Consider the following 16,120-nt stretch of genomic DNA (forward strand, 5'->3'; position numbering starts at 1 on the left):
TTGTGAGCTGTCTCAGCCGATAGGTAACAGAAATATTTTGCAAAAATGCTCAAAAACTTGTAATATAGAAAGGATGATAAGTATGGAGGTCAGTTTTGGCTAAGAAAGAGATTGATATAAATAATTACAATGACGATGCCATTCAGGTACTGGAAGGGTTGGACGCCGTCCGCAAACGCCCCGGAATGTACATCGGCTCAACAGACGGGAATGGTCTTCACCACATGGTCTGGGAGATTGTCGATAACGCTGTCGATGAAGCCCTGTCTGGTTTTGGTGACCGAATTGACGTGACCATTAACAAGGACGGCAGTCTGTCCGTTTCCGACCGTGGACGCGGGATGCCCGTTGGTATGCATGCAACAGGCAAGCCAACCGTCGAAGTCATCTTCACCGTTCTCCACGCAGGAGGTAAGTTCGGTCAAGGTGGCTACAAGACTTCAGGTGGTCTCCACGGGGTTGGTTCTTCTGTGGTCAATGCCCTGTCCAGCTGGTTGGAAGTAGAGATTACTCGTGACGGTGCTGTTTACAAGCAACGTTTTGAGCAGGGCGGAAAGCCAGTCACGACCCTAGAGAAGATTGGTACCGCTCCAAAATCAAAAACAGGTACAAAAGTTACCTTTATGCCTGACGATACCATCTTCTCAACGACGGACTTCAAGTTCAATACCATTGCCGAACGTCTGAAAGAATCAGCCTTCTTGCTCAAACAAGTCACCATGACCTTGACAGATGAGCGGACTGGTGAGCAGGAGGAGTATCACTATGAAAATGGTGTCCAGGACTTTGTATCCTATCTCAACGAAGACAAGGAAACTCTGACACCTGTCCTTTATTTTGAAGGAGAAGATGCAGGATTCCAGGTCCAAGTGGCCATGCAGTACAACGACGGCTATTCAGACAATATCCTGTCTTTTGTCAACAACGTTCGGACCAAGGACGGCGGTACCCACGAAACAGGTCTCAAACTAGCCATTACCAAGGCCATGAACGACTATGCTCGTAAGACCAACTTACTCAAGGAAAAGGACAAGAACTTGGAAGGCTCTGACTACCGTGAGGGTCTGTCGGCAGTTCTTTCAATCCTTGTGCCAGAAGAGCATTTGCAGTTTGAAGGACAGACCAAGGACAAGCTGGGCAGCCCGCTTGCACGACCTGTGGTAGACGGCATTGTATCGGACAAGCTGACCTTCTTTCTTTTGGAAAATGGCGAGCTAGCATCTAATCTGGTTCGCAAGGCCATTAAGGCGCGTGACGCCCGCGAGGCTGCTCGTAAGGCCCGTGACGAATCCCGAAATGGTAAGAAAAACAAGAAGGACAAGGGGCTTCTGTCAGGGAAATTAACCCCAGCCCAGTCTAAAAATCCAGCCAAAAACGAACTCTATCTGGTCGAGGGAGATTCAGCCGGAGGCTCTGCCAAACAGGGGCGTGATCGTAAATTCCAAGCCATTCTACCTTTGCGTGGTAAGGTCATCAATACCGCCAAGGCAAAAATGGCGGACATCCTCAAAAACGAAGAAATCAACACCATGATTTATACCATTGGTGCAGGTGTTGGGTCGGATTTCACTATCGAAGATGTCAACTATGACAAGATTATTATCATGACCGATGCGGATACGGATGGTGCCCACATTCAGACTCTCTTGCTGACTTTCTTCTATCGCTATATGCGACCATTGGTAGAAGCAGGTCGGGTTTACATCGCCCTTCCGCCACTTTATAAGATGTCAAAAGGTAAGGGCAAGACAGAAAAGATTGCCTACGCCTGGTCTGACGGAGAATTAGAAGATCTCCGCAAGGATTTTGGCAAGGGCTTTATCCTTCAACGCTACAAGGGTCTTGGTGAGATGAATGCCGATCAGCTCTGGGAAACGACCATGAACCCTGAGACCCGTACCCTCATCCGTGTCACCGTTGAAGACCTAGCCCGTGCTGAACGCCGCGTATCCGTCCTCATGGGCGACAAGGTCGAGCCACGTCGCAAGTGGATTGAAGACAATGTTAAGTTTACCTTGGAAGAGGCGACAGCTTTTACCAAATAATCTCAGGGAAGTTGAGGTGCCATATGGTTTTAGAAAATAAATTTGGGATTGAAAATTCGGCTGAATTAGCCCGTCTTGAAGAACAAATCAGCAAGAAAAAAGCAGCTCAACTGTTCGAAACTGGTCAGTTATTCCAGATAGAAGTTGGAACCTTTGCAGGTTTGGCACACATTCATCAGGCTTTATTTGAGGATATTTACGACTTTGCAGGTAAGATTCGTGATGTCAACATTGCCAAAGATAATTTTCAATTTGCTCCACGAATCTTTCTGGAGCAGTCTTTGGACTATATTGACAAGCTACCTCATGAAACCTTTGACGAAATCGTTGAAAAATATGCAGATATGAACATTGCACATCCATTCCGAGAAGGAAATGGACGCAGTATGCGTATCTGGTTGGATTGTATGCTACGGGATAGTTTGGGTAAGGTTGTTGACTGGAATAGCATTGATAAAGATGAATATTTCAATGCAATGGTTAGAAGCCATGTGTCAACAGGAGAGCTTAAATATCTGTTATTGCAAGCCTTAACGGAAGATCTTGGTCAGGCTACTTATTTCAAGGGCATCGACCATTCCTATTACTATGAAGGATACAATCTCTATCGCACAGAGGATTTGTAACTCTAGCACAAGTAAACTATGTGAGGTGTTTTATGCCACTAAGAGTAAAATTAACTGACCGTTTTCAAAAACGGTTGTCTGAATGGGCACGAAAGCGCAAGCCATTTAAAAACAAACAGGAGTTGGAAGAGAAATTTGACCAAGCATTGAAGATTTGGCAATCTTCCAAAACTCGGCTCCATGCAGAAAACTTGCTATCTGAGCAAGGAAAATTAGAACATTTTTTACATAGCACGGAACGGAAACTGTCTCGTATGCCTTTTGGTGGAGATAAGTTTGCGGCCATTCCAGGCTTGATTTCCATGGTGCGAAGCTATATCCGTAGAGATTACAGCAAGTTACCCAAAGGGACAATCCTCGCAATTATAGGTGCTTTGATTTATTTTTTCAGTCCTATTGATGCCTTACCAGATTTCATCCTTGGAGCAGGTCTACTTGATGATGCCTTTGTCCTGAATGCCTGTTTGAAATTAATCAAAACAGATGTCGATGACTTTAGAAGCTGGCAAGCAAGCCAGTGGAAAGTGGATGAGTAGCTCTGCTATTTTCAAAAGGAGAAAGAAGATGTTAGAGAAAGTTGAACGCTTAATAAGTGAAATTAACCGTATTCATCTGGAATATTCAAAGGATTATTTTGAAACTGGTAAGGTTGAAAAAGTCAATCTTAAGCATACCTTTGTCAAGGTTCCAACGCAACCGATTTTATCCTATCGACTGAATTTACATGAGGCTATCAATGACTATTTGATGCGTGCTGATGTCAAGGATATTGCTTATTTTTATCGTGTCAAAACATCGGAATCCATTTTGGATAAGATTGAGCGGTTTAAGGAGAGGAGCGAGGGCTATCCTGTTAATTCTATTCTCAATGATATTTTCGGTGCTCGTATGATTCTAACTTCTGAGGAAATTGCGGAGGTCATGGAGCGTCTGGATGACTGGCAGGAACAATATGGTCTGAAAAACTGGTATCTGCGTGATAAAGACGGCTATGTCGGTATTCATATCTATTTCAAAAATAAGAGTAATTTCTACTATCCGTGGGAATTGCAACTGTGGGACGAGAAGGATGTAGAAGGCAATATTGCCAGTCATATCAAGTATAAAAGGAAGTTTGTTTAAGGAGAAATTTGATATGAATGAAAATGAAGTAATCAAGCGATTAGGTTTGGAAAGTAGTAGTGAGTTAGCAGACTTGTTGGGATTTGACATAGTATTTTGTGAAGAAAATACATATTTCAAGTTGGGAGAAAAAAATAACCGAGGAAACGCAAATAAGAATGTTCTCAAAAGAGGTTGGAAAGTAGTACTAAAAGGAAAAAATAAAAGTGAAGCCATTGAAAGAGGGAGATGTAAAACTCCATCAAAATTTCCAGAAGGAAATGTTCCGAAAGGAAAGGGCAAAGATTGGTATTTTCACCGAGGGCATATATTAGGATATACCTTTAATAAATATTTAAATGGCTATACATATGTTCCAATTGGTGGTAAAAATAGACTTTGGACAATAGAAGATATAAATGATCCAGAAAAGAATTTAATAACTCAGTTCAGTTATGCGAATGAAATTCAAGGAATTGTTGAACGAGAAATTGAAAGCTACCTTTCTGAGAACAAAGATTTAACCCTGGAAGTAAAAGTAGTCTATAAAGGTGGCCATGATGCTTATCCTATTGGGACAGAGATTTTTTATGAGATATTAACAGATCGTACTAACCAAAATTATCAATACGGTCACTACTTTATTCCAAATACAGATGTTGGATTTGAAATTCCAGATACAGCAGAAGAAACATACCATGATTTCTATGCTAATGGATACAAAGAACGGTATCGACAGTATTGTGCGGATAGTGAGAGAAATGAAGCCGAGTTGGCTGAAGGAAAAGTAGTCAGAAGGGACGGAGTTTTTTATTTAGTCCCTGGTATAGGGATATTTAATTCTTTGGATAATATAGAGAAATTAAGTGATGTTGATTCTGAAACAGTTTCAGATTTTGATTTGGAAAATATTCCTAATCTAAATAGTAAATGTAAATATTATCCAGTACGAAAAGGAAGAAATCCAGGTATTTATTTTGAATATGGTGGTATAAATGGTGCGTTTAGTCAAGTAGATAGAATATGTAGGCCACCCAAACGAACTAAAATATTAAAAGAAGCTATGTCTAGAATTCCAAACTCGGAGGGGGATGGAATGAATTGGATATAAAAGAACTAAGTTCATTTTAATTTGTATTGTGAAGGATAGGATTCAAATGTCTAACATTCAAAACATGTCCCTTGAGGACATCATGGGAGAGCGTTTTGGTCGCTACTCCAAGTACATTATTCAAGAGCGGGCTTTGCCGGACATTCGAGACGGTCTCAAGCCTGTTCAACGTCGTATTCTTTATTCGATGAATAAGGACGGCAATACCTTTGACAAGGGCTACCGCAAGTCTGCCAAGTCAGTCGGGAATATCATGGGGAATTTCCACCCACACGGTGATTACTCTATTTATGATGCCATGGTTCGTATGTCTCAGGACTGGAAAAATCGTGAGATTTTGGTCGAGATGCACGGAAATAATGGTTCAATGGACGGTGATCCACCGGCTGCCATGCGTTATACCGAGGCTCGTTTGTCTGAGGTGGCTGGCTATCTGCTAGCTGACATCGAGAAAAAGACTGTGCCATTTGCCTGGAACTTTGACGATACGGAAAAAGAACCGACTGTTTTGCCGGCAGCCTTTCCAAATCTCTTGGTCAATGGTGCGACGGGAATTTCTGCAGGTTATGCGACGGACATCCCGCCGCATAATCTGGCGGAGGTCATCGATGCCGTTGTTTACATGATTGATCATCCGACTGCTAAGTTAGAAAAGTTGATGGAGTTCTTGCCTGGACCAGACTTCCCAACAGGTGCCATTATCCAAGGGGCTGACGAAATCAAGAAAGCCTATGAAACCGGTAAAGGTCGTGTGGTAGTTCGTAGCCGTTGTGACATTGAGCAGCTCAAGGCTGGAAAGAAACAGATTATCATTACCGAGATTCCCTACGAGGTCAACAAGGCTGTTCTGGTTAAGAAGATTGACGATGTCCGTGTCAACAACAAGGTGCCTGGTATTGCCGAGGTGCGTGATGAGTCAGATCGGACAGGTCTGCGGATTGCCATCGAGCTGAAAAAAGACAGCGATGAGCAAACCATTCTCAACTACCTCTACAAATACACCGACCTACAAATCAATTACAACTTTAATATGGTGGCGATTGATAACTTCACACCGCGTCAGGTCGGCTTGCAGAAGATTTTGTCTAGCTATATCGCCCACCGTCGTGAGATTATCATTGCTCGGTCTAAGTTTGACAAGGAAAAGGCAGAAAAACGCCTCCACATCGTAGAAGGCTTGATTCGTGTCATTTCCATCTTGGACGAAGTTATTGCCCTTATCCGTGCTTCTGAAAACAAGGCTGACGCCAAGGAAAACTTGAAAATCAGCTATGATTTTAGTGAGGAACAGGCAGAAGCAATCGTGACCTTGCAACTTTACCGCTTGACCAATACCGACATTGTGACCTTGGAAAACGAAGAAGCAGCCCTACGCGAGCAGATTCAGACCTTGGCAGCTATTATCGGCGATGAGCGGACAATGTTCAATCTTATGAAGAAGGAACTGCGTGAGGTCAAGAAGCAGTTTGGCAATCCTCGTTTGAGTGAATTGCAGGATCAGGCAGAAACGATTGAGATTGACACCGCCAGCTTGATTGTCGAAGAAGAAACTTTTGTCAGCGTGACCAAGGCAGGCTATATCAAACGGACCAGTCCGCGTTCTTTCAATGCCTCAACCCTTGAAGAAATGGGCAAACGAGAGGATGACCAGCTGATTTTCTTGCAGAATGCCAAGACAACCCAGCACCTCTTGCTCTTTACCAATCTTGGGAATGTCATCTACCGACCTGTCCATGAGTTGACAGATATTCGTTGGAAGGATATTGGTGAACACATGAGCCAGACTCTCATGAACTTTGACACCAATGAAGAGATTATCTTCGCTGAATTGGTAGAGAATTTTGAAGAGGGAACTTATTTCGCGGTGACCAAATACGGTCAAATCAAGCGTGTGGAGCGGAAGGAGTTCACGCCATGGCGGACTTACAAGTCCAAGTCAACCAAGTATGCCAAACTTAAAGATGCAGAGGATGTGGTTATTACCATATCGCCTGTAGTCTTGGATGACATCATGCTCATGACAGAAAAGGGCTACGCTCTGCGATTTAACATCGAAGAAGTGCCAATCATCGGTGCCAAGGCGGCCGGTGTCAAGGCGGTCAACCTCAAGGATGGGGATGTGGTGGCTGCGGCCTTTATCAGCAATACGAGCTCTGTCTATCTTCTGACCCAGCGTGGTAGCCTTAAGCGGATGGCGACGGAGGAAATCCCTGTGACCAGCCGTGCCAAGCGTGGTTTGCAGGTGCTTCGCGAACTCAAGGCTAAGCCTCACCGTGTCTTTGCGGCGGGTCCAGTCTTGACGGACCAGGGGGATTTTGACCTCTTTAGCACAGCAAATGAAGATGAAACGACAAGTCAAATCCTTCACGTGCAGTCTAAAACAGGTAAACTCTATGAGGTTGATGTGACCAAGCTTAGCCTGTCTGAACGCACTAGCAACGGCAGCTTCATTTCGGATACCATTTCCGATGAAGAAGTCTTCAGAGCCTGGATTGATTAGGTATTTAGAATGAAAAAGAAATTCCTTATTTTGTTCACTATCTTAGTACTGATAGTCCTTGCCATGAAAGTCTTTCCTACCTTTGAGGACTGGCTTCACCAGCTGACTGGTTGGTACTAATCGAGGCCTGTAAAGCAGTCTTTTTGCTATACTGTAGAGGAGGTAAATGCTATGAAAATTATCAAATTATTTTTCAGTATAAAAGTCTATCTATGGCTTGTTCTGTCCTTCCTTCTGTTATTGTGTGGTGTATGGGGATACGGTTACATCTCTGGTGAAAAGAGTAATCAGCAAGAAGTGAGTGTCCATACGGCTATTGAATCAGTCGAGCAAGTCAATGAATTGGTATTTCTAAATACAGCTGTCCAGAAAATTGTGACTGCTAAGAACTACACGGTCTTATTTGGTCAAGAAATGCCCTTCTCAGAAAAATCAGCCCTCTTAATCATCAAGTACAAGGCAAAATTTGGTATCAAAAGTCCTGTATCCATTGAACATCTTTCTGAAAATCGGTACAAAATTACCCTTCCAGCCTTTGAAGTCATTGGATTGGAATTAGATGCAGAAGAACCTTATACCTTATATGATAAGAGTGGTGAGATACTGAGTTTTGCGACAGAAGAAATCGATACTGCCCAACTCATCACAGATGAATTTCAGTCAGCAGAACAAGAAACGTTTCTAGCAGATTATCAGGAAGACATAAAAGAGTCAGCCAAAACCTACTATCAAAATTTATTTAGTGCTATCTCACCTGAAATTCAACTAGAATTTGTTTTTAAAGAGTAAGAGTCTGGTTTACCAGGCTTTTTCTTATATTCACAAAATTTTCTGAATTTTTAATTGAAAATCACTTTCAAAAGTAGTAAAATAATAAAAAATGAATTTGGAGAAACTATATGACAGTGAACATTGACTGGGAAAACCTTGGTTTTTCTTATATGAAACTACCTTATCGCTTCATCGCTCATTTCAAAAACGGCCAGTGGTCTGAGGGGCAATTGACCGAAGATGCGGAACTGCACATTTCAGAAAGCTCACCAGCCCTTCACTATGGTCAGCAGGCCTTTGAGGGCCTTAAAGCCTATCGTACCAAGGATGGAAAACTCCAGCTCTTTCGTCCAGACCAAAACGCTGAGCGCCTGCAACGGACGGCTGACCGCTTGCTCATGGAGCCTGTACCGACTGACCTTTTCATCAAGGCTTGCAAAGAGGTGGTCAAAGCCAATGCAGACTACGTTCCTCCCTATGGAACTGGTGGTACCCTTTATCTCCGTCCGCTCCTGATTGGTGTCGGCGACATCATCGGCGTAAAACCAGCAGAAGAGTACATTTTCACAGTTTTTGCCATGCCGGTCGGCAACTACTTCAAGGGTGGTTTGGCTCCGACCAACTTCCTCATTCAGGACAAGTACGACCGTGCGGCACCAAATGGAACAGGTGCAGCTAAGGTTGGTGGTAACTACGCGGCGTCGCTCTTACCGGGCCAATATGCCAAAAAGCAGGGCTTCTCAGATGTCATCTACCTAGACCCAGCTACCCACACCAAGATTGAAGAAGTAGGGTCTGCTAATTTCTTTGGTATCACAGCTGATAACGAGTTTGTCACACCGATTTCACCATCAATCTTGCCGTCTATTACCAAGTATTCTCTCTTGTATTTGGCAGAGCATCGTCTGGGTATGAAGGCTGTGGAGCGTGAAGTCCTTGTCGAAGAATTAGACCAGTTTGTCGAAGCAGGAGCTTGCGGAACAGCTGCAGTCATTTCACCAATTGGTGGTATCCAGATTGCAGACAAACTCCATGTTTTCCATAGTGAAACAGAAGTAGGACATGTCACTCGTAAATTGTATGAAGAATTAACAGGTATCCAGTTTGGTGATATTGAAGCTCCTGAAGGCTGGATTGTCGAAGTAGATTAATTTCAGAAGGCTTGCACTTGCAAGCTCTTCTCTTTTTTTGTAGAATAGTAAAAGTGAGGTTTGAAAATGAGTAAAAAAGATAAAAAAATTGAAATTCAGATTGAAGATAGCAAAGTTCTTGTCAATAGAGAAGAGTTCCCTGGCTACCGCCTTGTTATAGGTAAAAAAGTAATTGGAGAAATTGCAGAATTGGCTGAAAATAACTTTGCAGTTATTAAAAATGGAAATACCGAAAGCTTTTACAAAAAATTAGAAAAAGCAGTCGGAAATATTATTGAAAATTATAATTTAAGTCACTAAAAGGCTTGTAATAGTCGCTATTTTATGTTAGAATAGTGACTGTTAGTGCACGGAGAGATAGCGAAGAGGCTAAACGCGGCGGACTGTAAATCCGCTCCTTCGGGTTCGGGGGTTCGAATCCCTCTCTCTCCATTGAACAGGATACAAAGGACGTTAAGAAATCCGTATGAAAATAGAAAACTGACGCAGTGTGCTAAACACACAAGGAAGTTTATCTTTTTCACTAGGATTTTAGTCCGTGTTCAACTAAGATACGAAGCCGTTAAAACGCCCAGTGAAATCGATCTATTTCATCCAGCGTTTAGGCTGAGTTCATTTAAGATACGAGAGATGTTCTGGTTTACCAGAAATTTCTGTAGAAAATTAGGAGACTGACGCTGAGTGTTAACACTCAAGGAAGGCTATCTATTTTTCTAAGAAATTAATCTCGAGTTCAATTTCTTATGATTAATAAATAAATGAATTGTATCTATTTTTTGGGGTATCGCCAAGCGGTAAGGCAAGGGACTTTGACTCCCTCATGCGTTGGTTCGAATCCAGCTACCCCAGTAAAGGTACTAGATATAGTCTAGTTCGTCAAAGATGTCTAATTGTTGTTGTCCTTGCGTGTGCCTTAAATAAAATATATTTTATGTTGGGTCGAAAGACCTGATTGTCGGAGGTTTTTTTATAATGAACGAATTTGAAGATTTGTTGAACAGTGTAAGCGAAGTTACACCTGGTGATGTGGTAACTGCAGAAGTATTGACAGTTGATGCTGGTCAAGCAAATGTAGCTATCTCAGGTACTGGTGTTGAAGGCGTATTGACTCTTCGTGAGTTGACTAACGACCGTGATGCTGATATCAACGACCTTGTAAAAGTTGGTGAAACACTTGAATTGTTAGTACTTCGCCAAGTTGTTGGTAAAGATACAGACACTGTTACTTATCTTGTATCTAAAAAACGTTTGGAAGCGCGTAAAGCATGGGACAAGCTTGTTGGTCGTGAAGAAGAAGTTGTTACAGTTAAAGTAACTCGTGCTGTTAAAGGTGGTCTTGCAGTTGAATTTGAAGGTCTTCGTGGTTTCATCCCAGCTTCAATGATCGACAGCCGTTTCACTCGTAACACTGAGCGTTTTGTAGGTCAAGAATTTGATGCTAAAATCAAAGAAGTTGATCCTGCTGAGAACCGTTTCATCTTGTCACGTCGTGACGTTGTTGAAGCAGAAGCTGCAGCTGCACGTGCTGAAGTATTCGGTAAATTGGCAGTTGGTGAAGTTGTGACTGGTAAAGTTGCACGTATCACAAGCTTCGGTGCATTCATCGACCTTGGTGGTGTAGATGGTTTGGTACACTTGACTGAATTGTCTCACGAGCGTAACGTATCTCCTAAATCAGCTGTAACAGTTGGTGAAGAAGTTGAAGTTAAAGTTCTTGCAATCGATGAAGTTGAAGGTCGCGTATCATTGTCATTGAAAGCTACACAGCCTGGTCCATGGGATGGCGTTGAGCAAAAATTGGCAGCTGGTGATGTCATCGAAGGTAAAGTAAAACGCTTGACTGACTTCGGTGCTTTCGTTGAAGTATTGCCAGGTATCGATGGTTTGGTACATATCTCACAAATTTCACACAAACGTGTTGAAAATCCAAAAGACGCTTTGTCAGTAGGTCAAGAAGTAGCTGTTAAAGTTCTTGAAGTGAACGCAGCTGATGAACGTGTATCACTTTCTATCAAAGCTTTGGAAGAGCGTCCAGCAGCAGTTGAAGGTGAAGAAAAAGCTGAAAAACGTGCTCCACGTCCACGTCGTCAAAAACGTGAAGAAAAACGTGATTACGAATTGCCAGAAACTCAATCTGGTTTCTCAATGGCTGATCTTTTCGGCGACATTGAATTGTAATTCATATAAAAACTTGCCTTGTGCAAGTTTTTCCTTTCCACCCTTAGTGTAATGGATATCACGTAAGATTCCGGTTCTTGAGATGGGGGTTCGATTCCCTCAGGGTGGACTAAATTGAAAAGCCTGTATTAACAGGCTTTTTTCTTATATTATATCAAGGAGGTTATGATATGTTACATTTTGAAAATGACTATAACAAAGGTGCCCATCCAGCCTTGCTCGAAGCCTTAGTTGCAAGCAACCAAGAAGGTTTATCTGGATATGGCACTGATAAATATACTGAATCTGCTATCGAAAAAATCAGACTTGCTACGGACTGTCCTCATGCACAAGTTACGTTTTTAGCAGGTGGCACGCAGACCAATCAAATTGTCATTTCGTCTATGTTAGCTTCCTATGAAGGAGTCATTGCAGCGGATACTGGTCATATTGCAGTTCATGAAGCGGGTGCAATTGAATTCACAGGCCATAAGGTGTTGGCCTTACCGCATACGGATGGCAAACTTGTCGCAAGTGAAGTTGAGAACTATATTTCCGATTTCTACGCAGATGCTAATCATGCTCACATGGTTCATCCAGGAATGGTTTATATTTCCAACCCGACTGAATATGGTACACTTTATAGCAAAACAGAGCTAGAAGATTTGTCCAAAGTTTGCCAACAGCATAATATTCCGCTCTTTTTAGACGGTGCTCGTTTGGGTTATGGTCTTGCTGCTCGTGAAACGGATCTTGATTTGAAGACAATTGCAGAGCTGACAGATGTTTTCTATATTGGTGGTGCAAAACTCGGTGCCTTGATGGGGGAAGCTTTGGTATTTACAAAGAACAACCAGCCTAAGAATTTCGTATCGATTGTCAAACACCATGGTGCCTTGTTGGCGAAAGGAAGAGTGACAGGTGTCCAGTTTGATTGCTTATTTACTGATGACTTGTATCTTAAATTGGGGCGTCATGCTATCGCAATGGCAGAGCAACTGACCCAGATTTTGGAAGAGAAAGGCTTTCAATTCTATCTCAAATCACCGACCAATCAGCAATTTGTTATTGTTAAGAATGAAGAATTGACTAGATTGACAGAAGTTGGAATTGCCTATGGCTTCTGGGAGAAATACGACGATAGCCACAGTATCATCCGCTTTGCGACCAGCTGGTCAACTAGTCAAGCGGATATTGATGCGTTAAGGAATAGATTATAATTAATAAAAAAGAAAGGGTTAGCCTTTCTTTTTAGTTTGTAAATAATGATAGCGATAAACTGCATAACGTTCAATAAGGCGATAGCCTATTCCTCCTGCGATTGCATGTACAATCAGGGCAATGTGCAATTCTAGTGGAGCGTTTATAGTGATACCAAATAGAATACCGATTACAGTCCATCCTAGTATCACCCACCATAAGTACTTAAATGGAGCATACTGACCATCCTGGTCTTTAACTTCACTGGAAACCCTGATTGAACAACCGGTCAATACTCCCATGGGGAGCAATGAACGAGTATCAAATGGTTCTGGTAAAAATGACGATAAGGCGAAGATTTGTATAAGCGCAAAAATCAGTAGCCAAACGAAAATCGGCGATTTTAGAATGACGTATTTCATATTGCACACCTCCTGAAATTAGTATATCAAATCCAAGAAAGTAAAACAAATATTTTTGTGCTATTGATTAGAAGTCGTTTCGGATGCCCCACTAGTTACCTCTGTATCAGTACTGGTTTCTGTCCTTGTCTCCGAAGCTTGGGTAGCAGACGTTTCTGTAGACGAGGAAGAGGCAGTAGACTCTACTGAAAAGCTGGTCTCGGTTTGGGTTGAGGATGTTGTTTCGGAGCTTGAACTTGTTGAATCTTGTACTTCTGTTAACGGATTGTCGCTTGATGATTGGCTGAGGCTAGTGGCGCTGGATGATGAAATGGTAGTACTTGGAGATGTTGAGGATGTTGCAGGTTTGGCTGTAAAGGTGTAGATAGTGATGCAGGCAGTGATAATCCCTAAAATAGATCCGATAAAGGTTAAATATTTTTGAAAATTAGTTAAACCAGCTGGTTTTTTATTTGTATTCTTACGTGTATTCATGATGTACCTCCACCTTTAGTTTAAGATAGGAAGTTTAAAACTATCTTAAAGATTGCCGAAAGGCATGAAAACATGATAAAATAGGACTATTGCAATAAAAGGAATATAAAAAATGATCTATTTTGATAATGCGGCAACGACACAGCTCTATCCAGAAGTTCTCAAGACCTATACGGAAGTGGCGACAAAAATCTGGGGAAACCCCTCTAGCCTCCATAGTCTAGGCAGTCAGGCAACCCGTATTTTGGAAGCATCTCGCAAGCAAATCGCAGAATTGCTTGGCCAGGATAGCAAAGAAATCTTTTTCACCTCAGGTGGTACGGAAGGTGACAACTGGGTCATCAAGGGAGTGGCATTTGAAAAGGCACATCTGGGCAAGCACATCATCGTGTCAGCTATTGAGCATCCAGCGGTAAAAGAGTCAGCACTTTGGCTCAAAACGCAAGGTTTTGAGGTGGATTTGGCTCCGGTCAATGCCCAAGGTTTTGTTGATGTTTCAGCCTTAGAAAGCTTGATTCGTCCAGATACCACACTGGTTTCTATCATGGCCGTCAACAATGAAATTGGTGCTATTCAGCCCATTCAGGAAATATCTCAACTGTTAGCTGATAAGCCAACCATCTCCTTCCATGTGGATGCGGTGCAGGCTATCGGCAAGGTGCCAACGGAACGATATTTGACAGACCGAGTTGATTTTGCCAGTTTTTCAGGTCACAAATTCCACTCTGTCAGAGGAGTAGGTTTCGTCTATGTCAAAGCTGGCAAGAAAATCGCTCCGCTATTGACAGGGGGAGGACAGGAAAGCGATAAACGCTCAACAACTGAAAATGTGGCAGGTATCGCAGCAACGGCTAAGGCGCTCCGCTTGACCTTGGACAAGGCGACAGACAGCCAGAAGCGACTTGTAGCCATGAAGCAGATTCTGGTAGATGAATTGGGCAAATACGACGATGTGACAGTTTTTTCTGGGCTAGAGGACTTTGTGCCCAGTATTGTAACTTTCGGGATTAAAAATATCCGTGGCGAGGTCATTGTCCATGCCTTTGAAGACCACCAGATTTACATTTCGACAACCTCAGCCTGCTCGTCCAAGGCTGGAAAACCGGCTGGAACCCTGATTGCTATGGGTGTTCCTCAGAAACTGGCTCAAACTGCCGTCCGTATCAGTTTAGACGATGATAACGACATGGGGCAAATCGAACAATTCCTCACCATTTTCAAACAAATTTATCAAAACACACAGAAAGTAAGGTAGCATGAACTATTCAGAAATTATGATTCGCTATGGCGAATTGTCAACTAAAGGGAAAAACAAGATGCGGTTTGTCAACAAACTCCGCAATAATATCAAGCATGTCCTTTCTGTTTACCCAGAAGTGACCGTTTATTTTGACCGTGACCGTGGTCATGTCTATTTGAATGGGGCGGATTATCAGGAAGTTTCAGCTTCTTTGAAGAAGATTTTTGGGATCCAAAATTTCGCACCATCTTATAAGGTTGAAAAGTCTGTTCCAGCTTTGAAAGAAGCGGTTCAAGACATCATGAAAAACATTTATAAGGACGGTATGACCTTCAAGATTGCTGCTCGTCGTAGCGACCACAATTTTGAATTGGACAGCCGTGACCTTAACCAAGTCCTTGGAGATGCGGTTTTTACAGCTATTCCAAATGTACAGGTACAGATGAAGTCACCAGATATTACCTTGCGAGTGGAAATCCGTCCTGATGCTGCTTATATTTCCCATGAAGAAATCAAGGGGGCAGGCGGTCTTCCAGTTGGTACATCTGGCAAGGGTACGCTGATGCTATCAGGTGGTATTGATTCACCTGTTGCGGGCTATTTAGCACTGAAACGTGGGGTTGAAATTGAAGCCCTTCACTTTGCAAGTCCGCCTTATACTAGCCCAGGTGCACTTAAAAAAGCCCATGATTTGACTCGTAAATTGACTGCCTTTGGTGGTAATATCACCTTTATCGAAGTGCCGTTTACAGAAATTCAGGAAGAAATCAAGGAAAAAGCACCTGAAGCTTATTTGATGACCTTGACACGCCGCTTCATGATGCGGATTACAGACCGAGTACGGGAAGAGCGTGGTGCCATGGTTATTATCAATGGTGAAAGTCTAGGACAGGTGGCAAGTCAGACTTTGGAGTCTATGCAGGCCATCAATGCGGTGACAAATACACCTGTTATCCGTCCAGTCGTTACCATGGACAAGTTGGAAATCATTGATATTGCTCAAGAAATTGATACCTTTGATATTTCCATCCAGCCATTTGAGGATTGTTGTACCATCTTTGCCCCAGACCGTCCAAAAACAAACCCTAAAATCAAAAATGTCGAGCAGTACGAAGCCCGTATGGATGTTGAAAGCTTGGTGGAACGAGCTGTGGCTGGGATTATCGTAACTGAAATCACACCGAAAGAGGAAGTGAAAGACGAAGTGGATAGTTTGATTGAAGACTTACTGTAGTATACAATTATTTTGGCATACATGTAAATCCAGCTATTGCTGGATTTTTTAGTTCGAATCGTTCGGAAAAATCGAATTTGTATGATAT

At 42.6% G+C, this 16,120-nt stretch carries 15 protein-coding genes and 3 tRNA genes; 16 read left to right on the forward strand and 2 right to left on the reverse strand.

The window, feature by feature from the left end; genetic code table 11:
• The first annotated feature begins 95 nt into the window (after positions 1-95).
• The 14 genes from parE (at position 96) to NOL38_RS02160 (ending at position 12,682) form a co-directional block, all read left to right on the forward strand.
• Entirely contained in the window at positions 96-2,045 is a 1,950-nt protein-coding gene (gene parE, locus NOL38_RS02095) for a DNA topoisomerase IV subunit B (RefSeq protein WP_277941229.1), read from the forward strand.
• A 23-nt stretch (positions 2,046-2,068) separates the two neighbouring features.
• Positions 2,069-2,671, forward strand: a complete 603-nt coding sequence (gene fic, locus NOL38_RS02100) for a protein adenylyltransferase Fic (RefSeq protein ID WP_277941230.1) — start codon at positions 2,069-2,071, stop codon at positions 2,669-2,671.
• Positions 2,672-2,703: 32 nt separating this feature from the next.
• Positions 2,704-3,207 carry a YkvA family protein gene (locus NOL38_RS02105; protein WP_277941231.1) on the forward strand — a complete coding sequence of 168 codons (504 nt, stop codon included), beginning with the start codon at positions 2,704-2,706 and terminating at the stop codon, positions 3,205-3,207.
• Positions 3,208-3,235: 28 nt separating this feature from the next.
• Positions 3,236-3,793 (forward strand): RelA/SpoT-related domain-containing protein, encoded by a 558-nt coding sequence (locus NOL38_RS02110; RefSeq protein ID WP_277941232.1) that lies wholly within the window; start codon positions 3,236-3,238, stop codon positions 3,791-3,793.
• A gap of 13 nt (positions 3,794-3,806) precedes the next feature.
• Complete coding sequence (locus NOL38_RS02115; RefSeq protein ID WP_277941233.1) at positions 3,807-4,883, forward strand: hypothetical protein; 1,077 nt, start codon at positions 3,807-3,809, stop codon at positions 4,881-4,883.
• Between the two features lie 46 nt (positions 4,884-4,929).
• Complete coding sequence (parC, locus tag NOL38_RS02120; RefSeq protein ID WP_277941234.1) at positions 4,930-7,383, forward strand: DNA topoisomerase IV subunit A; 2,454 nt, start codon at positions 4,930-4,932, stop codon at positions 7,381-7,383.
• Positions 7,384-7,554: 171 nt separating this feature from the next.
• The gene (locus NOL38_RS02125) at positions 7,555-8,172 is read left to right on the forward strand and encodes a DUF4230 domain-containing protein (RefSeq protein WP_029178560.1); all 618 of its coding nucleotides are present in this window, start codon (positions 7,555-7,557) and stop codon (positions 8,170-8,172) included.
• Between the two features lie 110 nt (positions 8,173-8,282).
• Positions 8,283-9,305 (forward strand): branched-chain amino acid aminotransferase, encoded by a 1,023-nt coding sequence (locus tag NOL38_RS02130; protein ID WP_277941235.1) that lies wholly within the window; start codon positions 8,283-8,285, stop codon positions 9,303-9,305.
• A 66-nt stretch (positions 9,306-9,371) separates the two neighbouring features.
• Positions 9,372-9,605 carry a DUF2969 domain-containing protein gene (locus NOL38_RS02135; RefSeq protein ID WP_012775068.1) on the forward strand — a complete coding sequence of 78 codons (234 nt, stop codon included), beginning with the start codon at positions 9,372-9,374 and terminating at the stop codon, positions 9,603-9,605.
• 51 nt (positions 9,606-9,656) lie between these two features.
• A tRNA-Tyr gene (locus NOL38_RS02140) sits at positions 9,657-9,737 on the forward strand.
• Positions 9,738-10,082: 345 nt separating this feature from the next.
• A tRNA-Gln gene (locus NOL38_RS02145) sits at positions 10,083-10,154 on the forward strand.
• A gap of 123 nt (positions 10,155-10,277) precedes the next feature.
• On the forward strand, positions 10,278-11,483 hold the full coding sequence (rpsA, locus tag NOL38_RS02150) for a 30S ribosomal protein S1 (protein WP_277941236.1): 1,206 nt from the start codon (positions 10,278-10,280) through the stop codon (positions 11,481-11,483).
• Between the two features lie 37 nt (positions 11,484-11,520).
• Positions 11,521-11,592, forward strand: a tRNA-Arg gene (locus NOL38_RS02155).
• 61 nt (positions 11,593-11,653) lie between these two features.
• Positions 11,654-12,682 carry a threonine aldolase family protein gene (locus tag NOL38_RS02160; RefSeq protein WP_277941237.1) on the forward strand — a complete coding sequence of 343 codons (1,029 nt, stop codon included), beginning with the start codon at positions 11,654-11,656 and terminating at the stop codon, positions 12,680-12,682.
• Positions 12,683-12,700: 18 nt separating this feature from the next.
• Here the strand turns inward: NOL38_RS02160 and NOL38_RS02165 are convergent, their stop codons facing one another.
• Positions 12,701-13,084, reverse strand: coding sequence for a hypothetical protein (locus NOL38_RS02165; protein ID WP_277941238.1), 384 nt, complete (start codon positions 13,082-13,084; stop codon positions 12,701-12,703).
• A 60-nt stretch (positions 13,085-13,144) separates the two neighbouring features.
• Positions 13,145-13,558, reverse strand: coding sequence for a DUF6556 family protein (locus NOL38_RS02170; RefSeq protein WP_277941239.1), 414 nt, complete (start codon positions 13,556-13,558; stop codon positions 13,145-13,147).
• 112 nt (positions 13,559-13,670) lie between these two features.
• Here NOL38_RS02170 and NOL38_RS02175 point away from each other — a divergent pair, with 112 nt between their 5' ends.
• Complete coding sequence (locus NOL38_RS02175) at positions 13,671-14,813, forward strand: cysteine desulfurase family protein (protein WP_277941240.1); 1,143 nt, start codon at positions 13,671-13,673, stop codon at positions 14,811-14,813.
• Between the two features lies 1 nt (position 14,814).
• Entirely contained in the window at positions 14,815-16,032 is a 1,218-nt protein-coding gene (gene thiI / locus NOL38_RS02180) for a tRNA uracil 4-sulfurtransferase ThiI (RefSeq protein ID WP_277941241.1), read from the forward strand.
• Positions 16,033-16,120 lie beyond the last annotated feature (88 nt).

The organism is Streptococcus suis, assembly GCF_029616525.1.
In the GTDB taxonomy this organism is placed as follows: Bacteria; Bacillota; Bacilli; order Lactobacillales; family Streptococcaceae; genus Streptococcus; species Streptococcus suis_AF.

Excerpts from the sequence above, each read along its gene's own strand:
- rpsA (WP_277941236.1), top strand. The coding sequence starts at position 10,278 with ATGAACGAATTTGAAGATTTGTTGAACAGTGTAAGCGAAGTTACACCT.
- NOL38_RS02160 (WP_277941237.1), top strand. The coding sequence starts at position 11,654 with ATGTTACATTTTGAAAATGACTATAACAAAGGTGCCCATCCAGCCTTG.
- NOL38_RS02130 (WP_277941235.1), top strand. The coding sequence starts at position 8,283 with ATGACAGTGAACATTGACTGGGAAAACCTTGGTTTTTCTTATATGAAA.
- thiI (WP_277941241.1), top strand. The coding sequence starts at position 14,815 with ATGAACTATTCAGAAATTATGATTCGCTATGGCGAATTGTCAACTAAA.
- NOL38_RS02110 (WP_277941232.1), top strand. The coding sequence starts at position 3,236 with ATGTTAGAGAAAGTTGAACGCTTAATAAGTGAAATTAACCGTATTCAT.
- parC (WP_277941234.1), top strand. The coding sequence starts at position 4,930 with ATGTCTAACATTCAAAACATGTCCCTTGAGGACATCATGGGAGAGCGT.
- NOL38_RS02175 (WP_277941240.1), top strand. The coding sequence starts at position 13,671 with ATGATCTATTTTGATAATGCGGCAACGACACAGCTCTATCCAGAAGTT.
- NOL38_RS02135 (WP_012775068.1), top strand. The coding sequence starts at position 9,372 with ATGAGTAAAAAAGATAAAAAAATTGAAATTCAGATTGAAGATAGCAAA.
- NOL38_RS02170 (WP_277941239.1), bottom strand. The coding sequence starts at position 13,558 with ATGAATACACGTAAGAATACAAATAAAAAACCAGCTGGTTTAACTAAT.
- fic (WP_277941230.1), top strand. The coding sequence starts at position 2,069 with ATGGTTTTAGAAAATAAATTTGGGATTGAAAATTCGGCTGAATTAGCC.
- NOL38_RS02105 (WP_277941231.1), top strand. The coding sequence starts at position 2,704 with ATGCCACTAAGAGTAAAATTAACTGACCGTTTTCAAAAACGGTTGTCT.
- NOL38_RS02125 (WP_029178560.1), top strand. The coding sequence starts at position 7,555 with ATGAAAATTATCAAATTATTTTTCAGTATAAAAGTCTATCTATGGCTT.
- NOL38_RS02115 (WP_277941233.1), top strand. The coding sequence starts at position 3,807 with ATGAATGAAAATGAAGTAATCAAGCGATTAGGTTTGGAAAGTAGTAGT.
- NOL38_RS02165 (WP_277941238.1), bottom strand. The coding sequence starts at position 13,084 with ATGAAATACGTCATTCTAAAATCGCCGATTTTCGTTTGGCTACTGATT.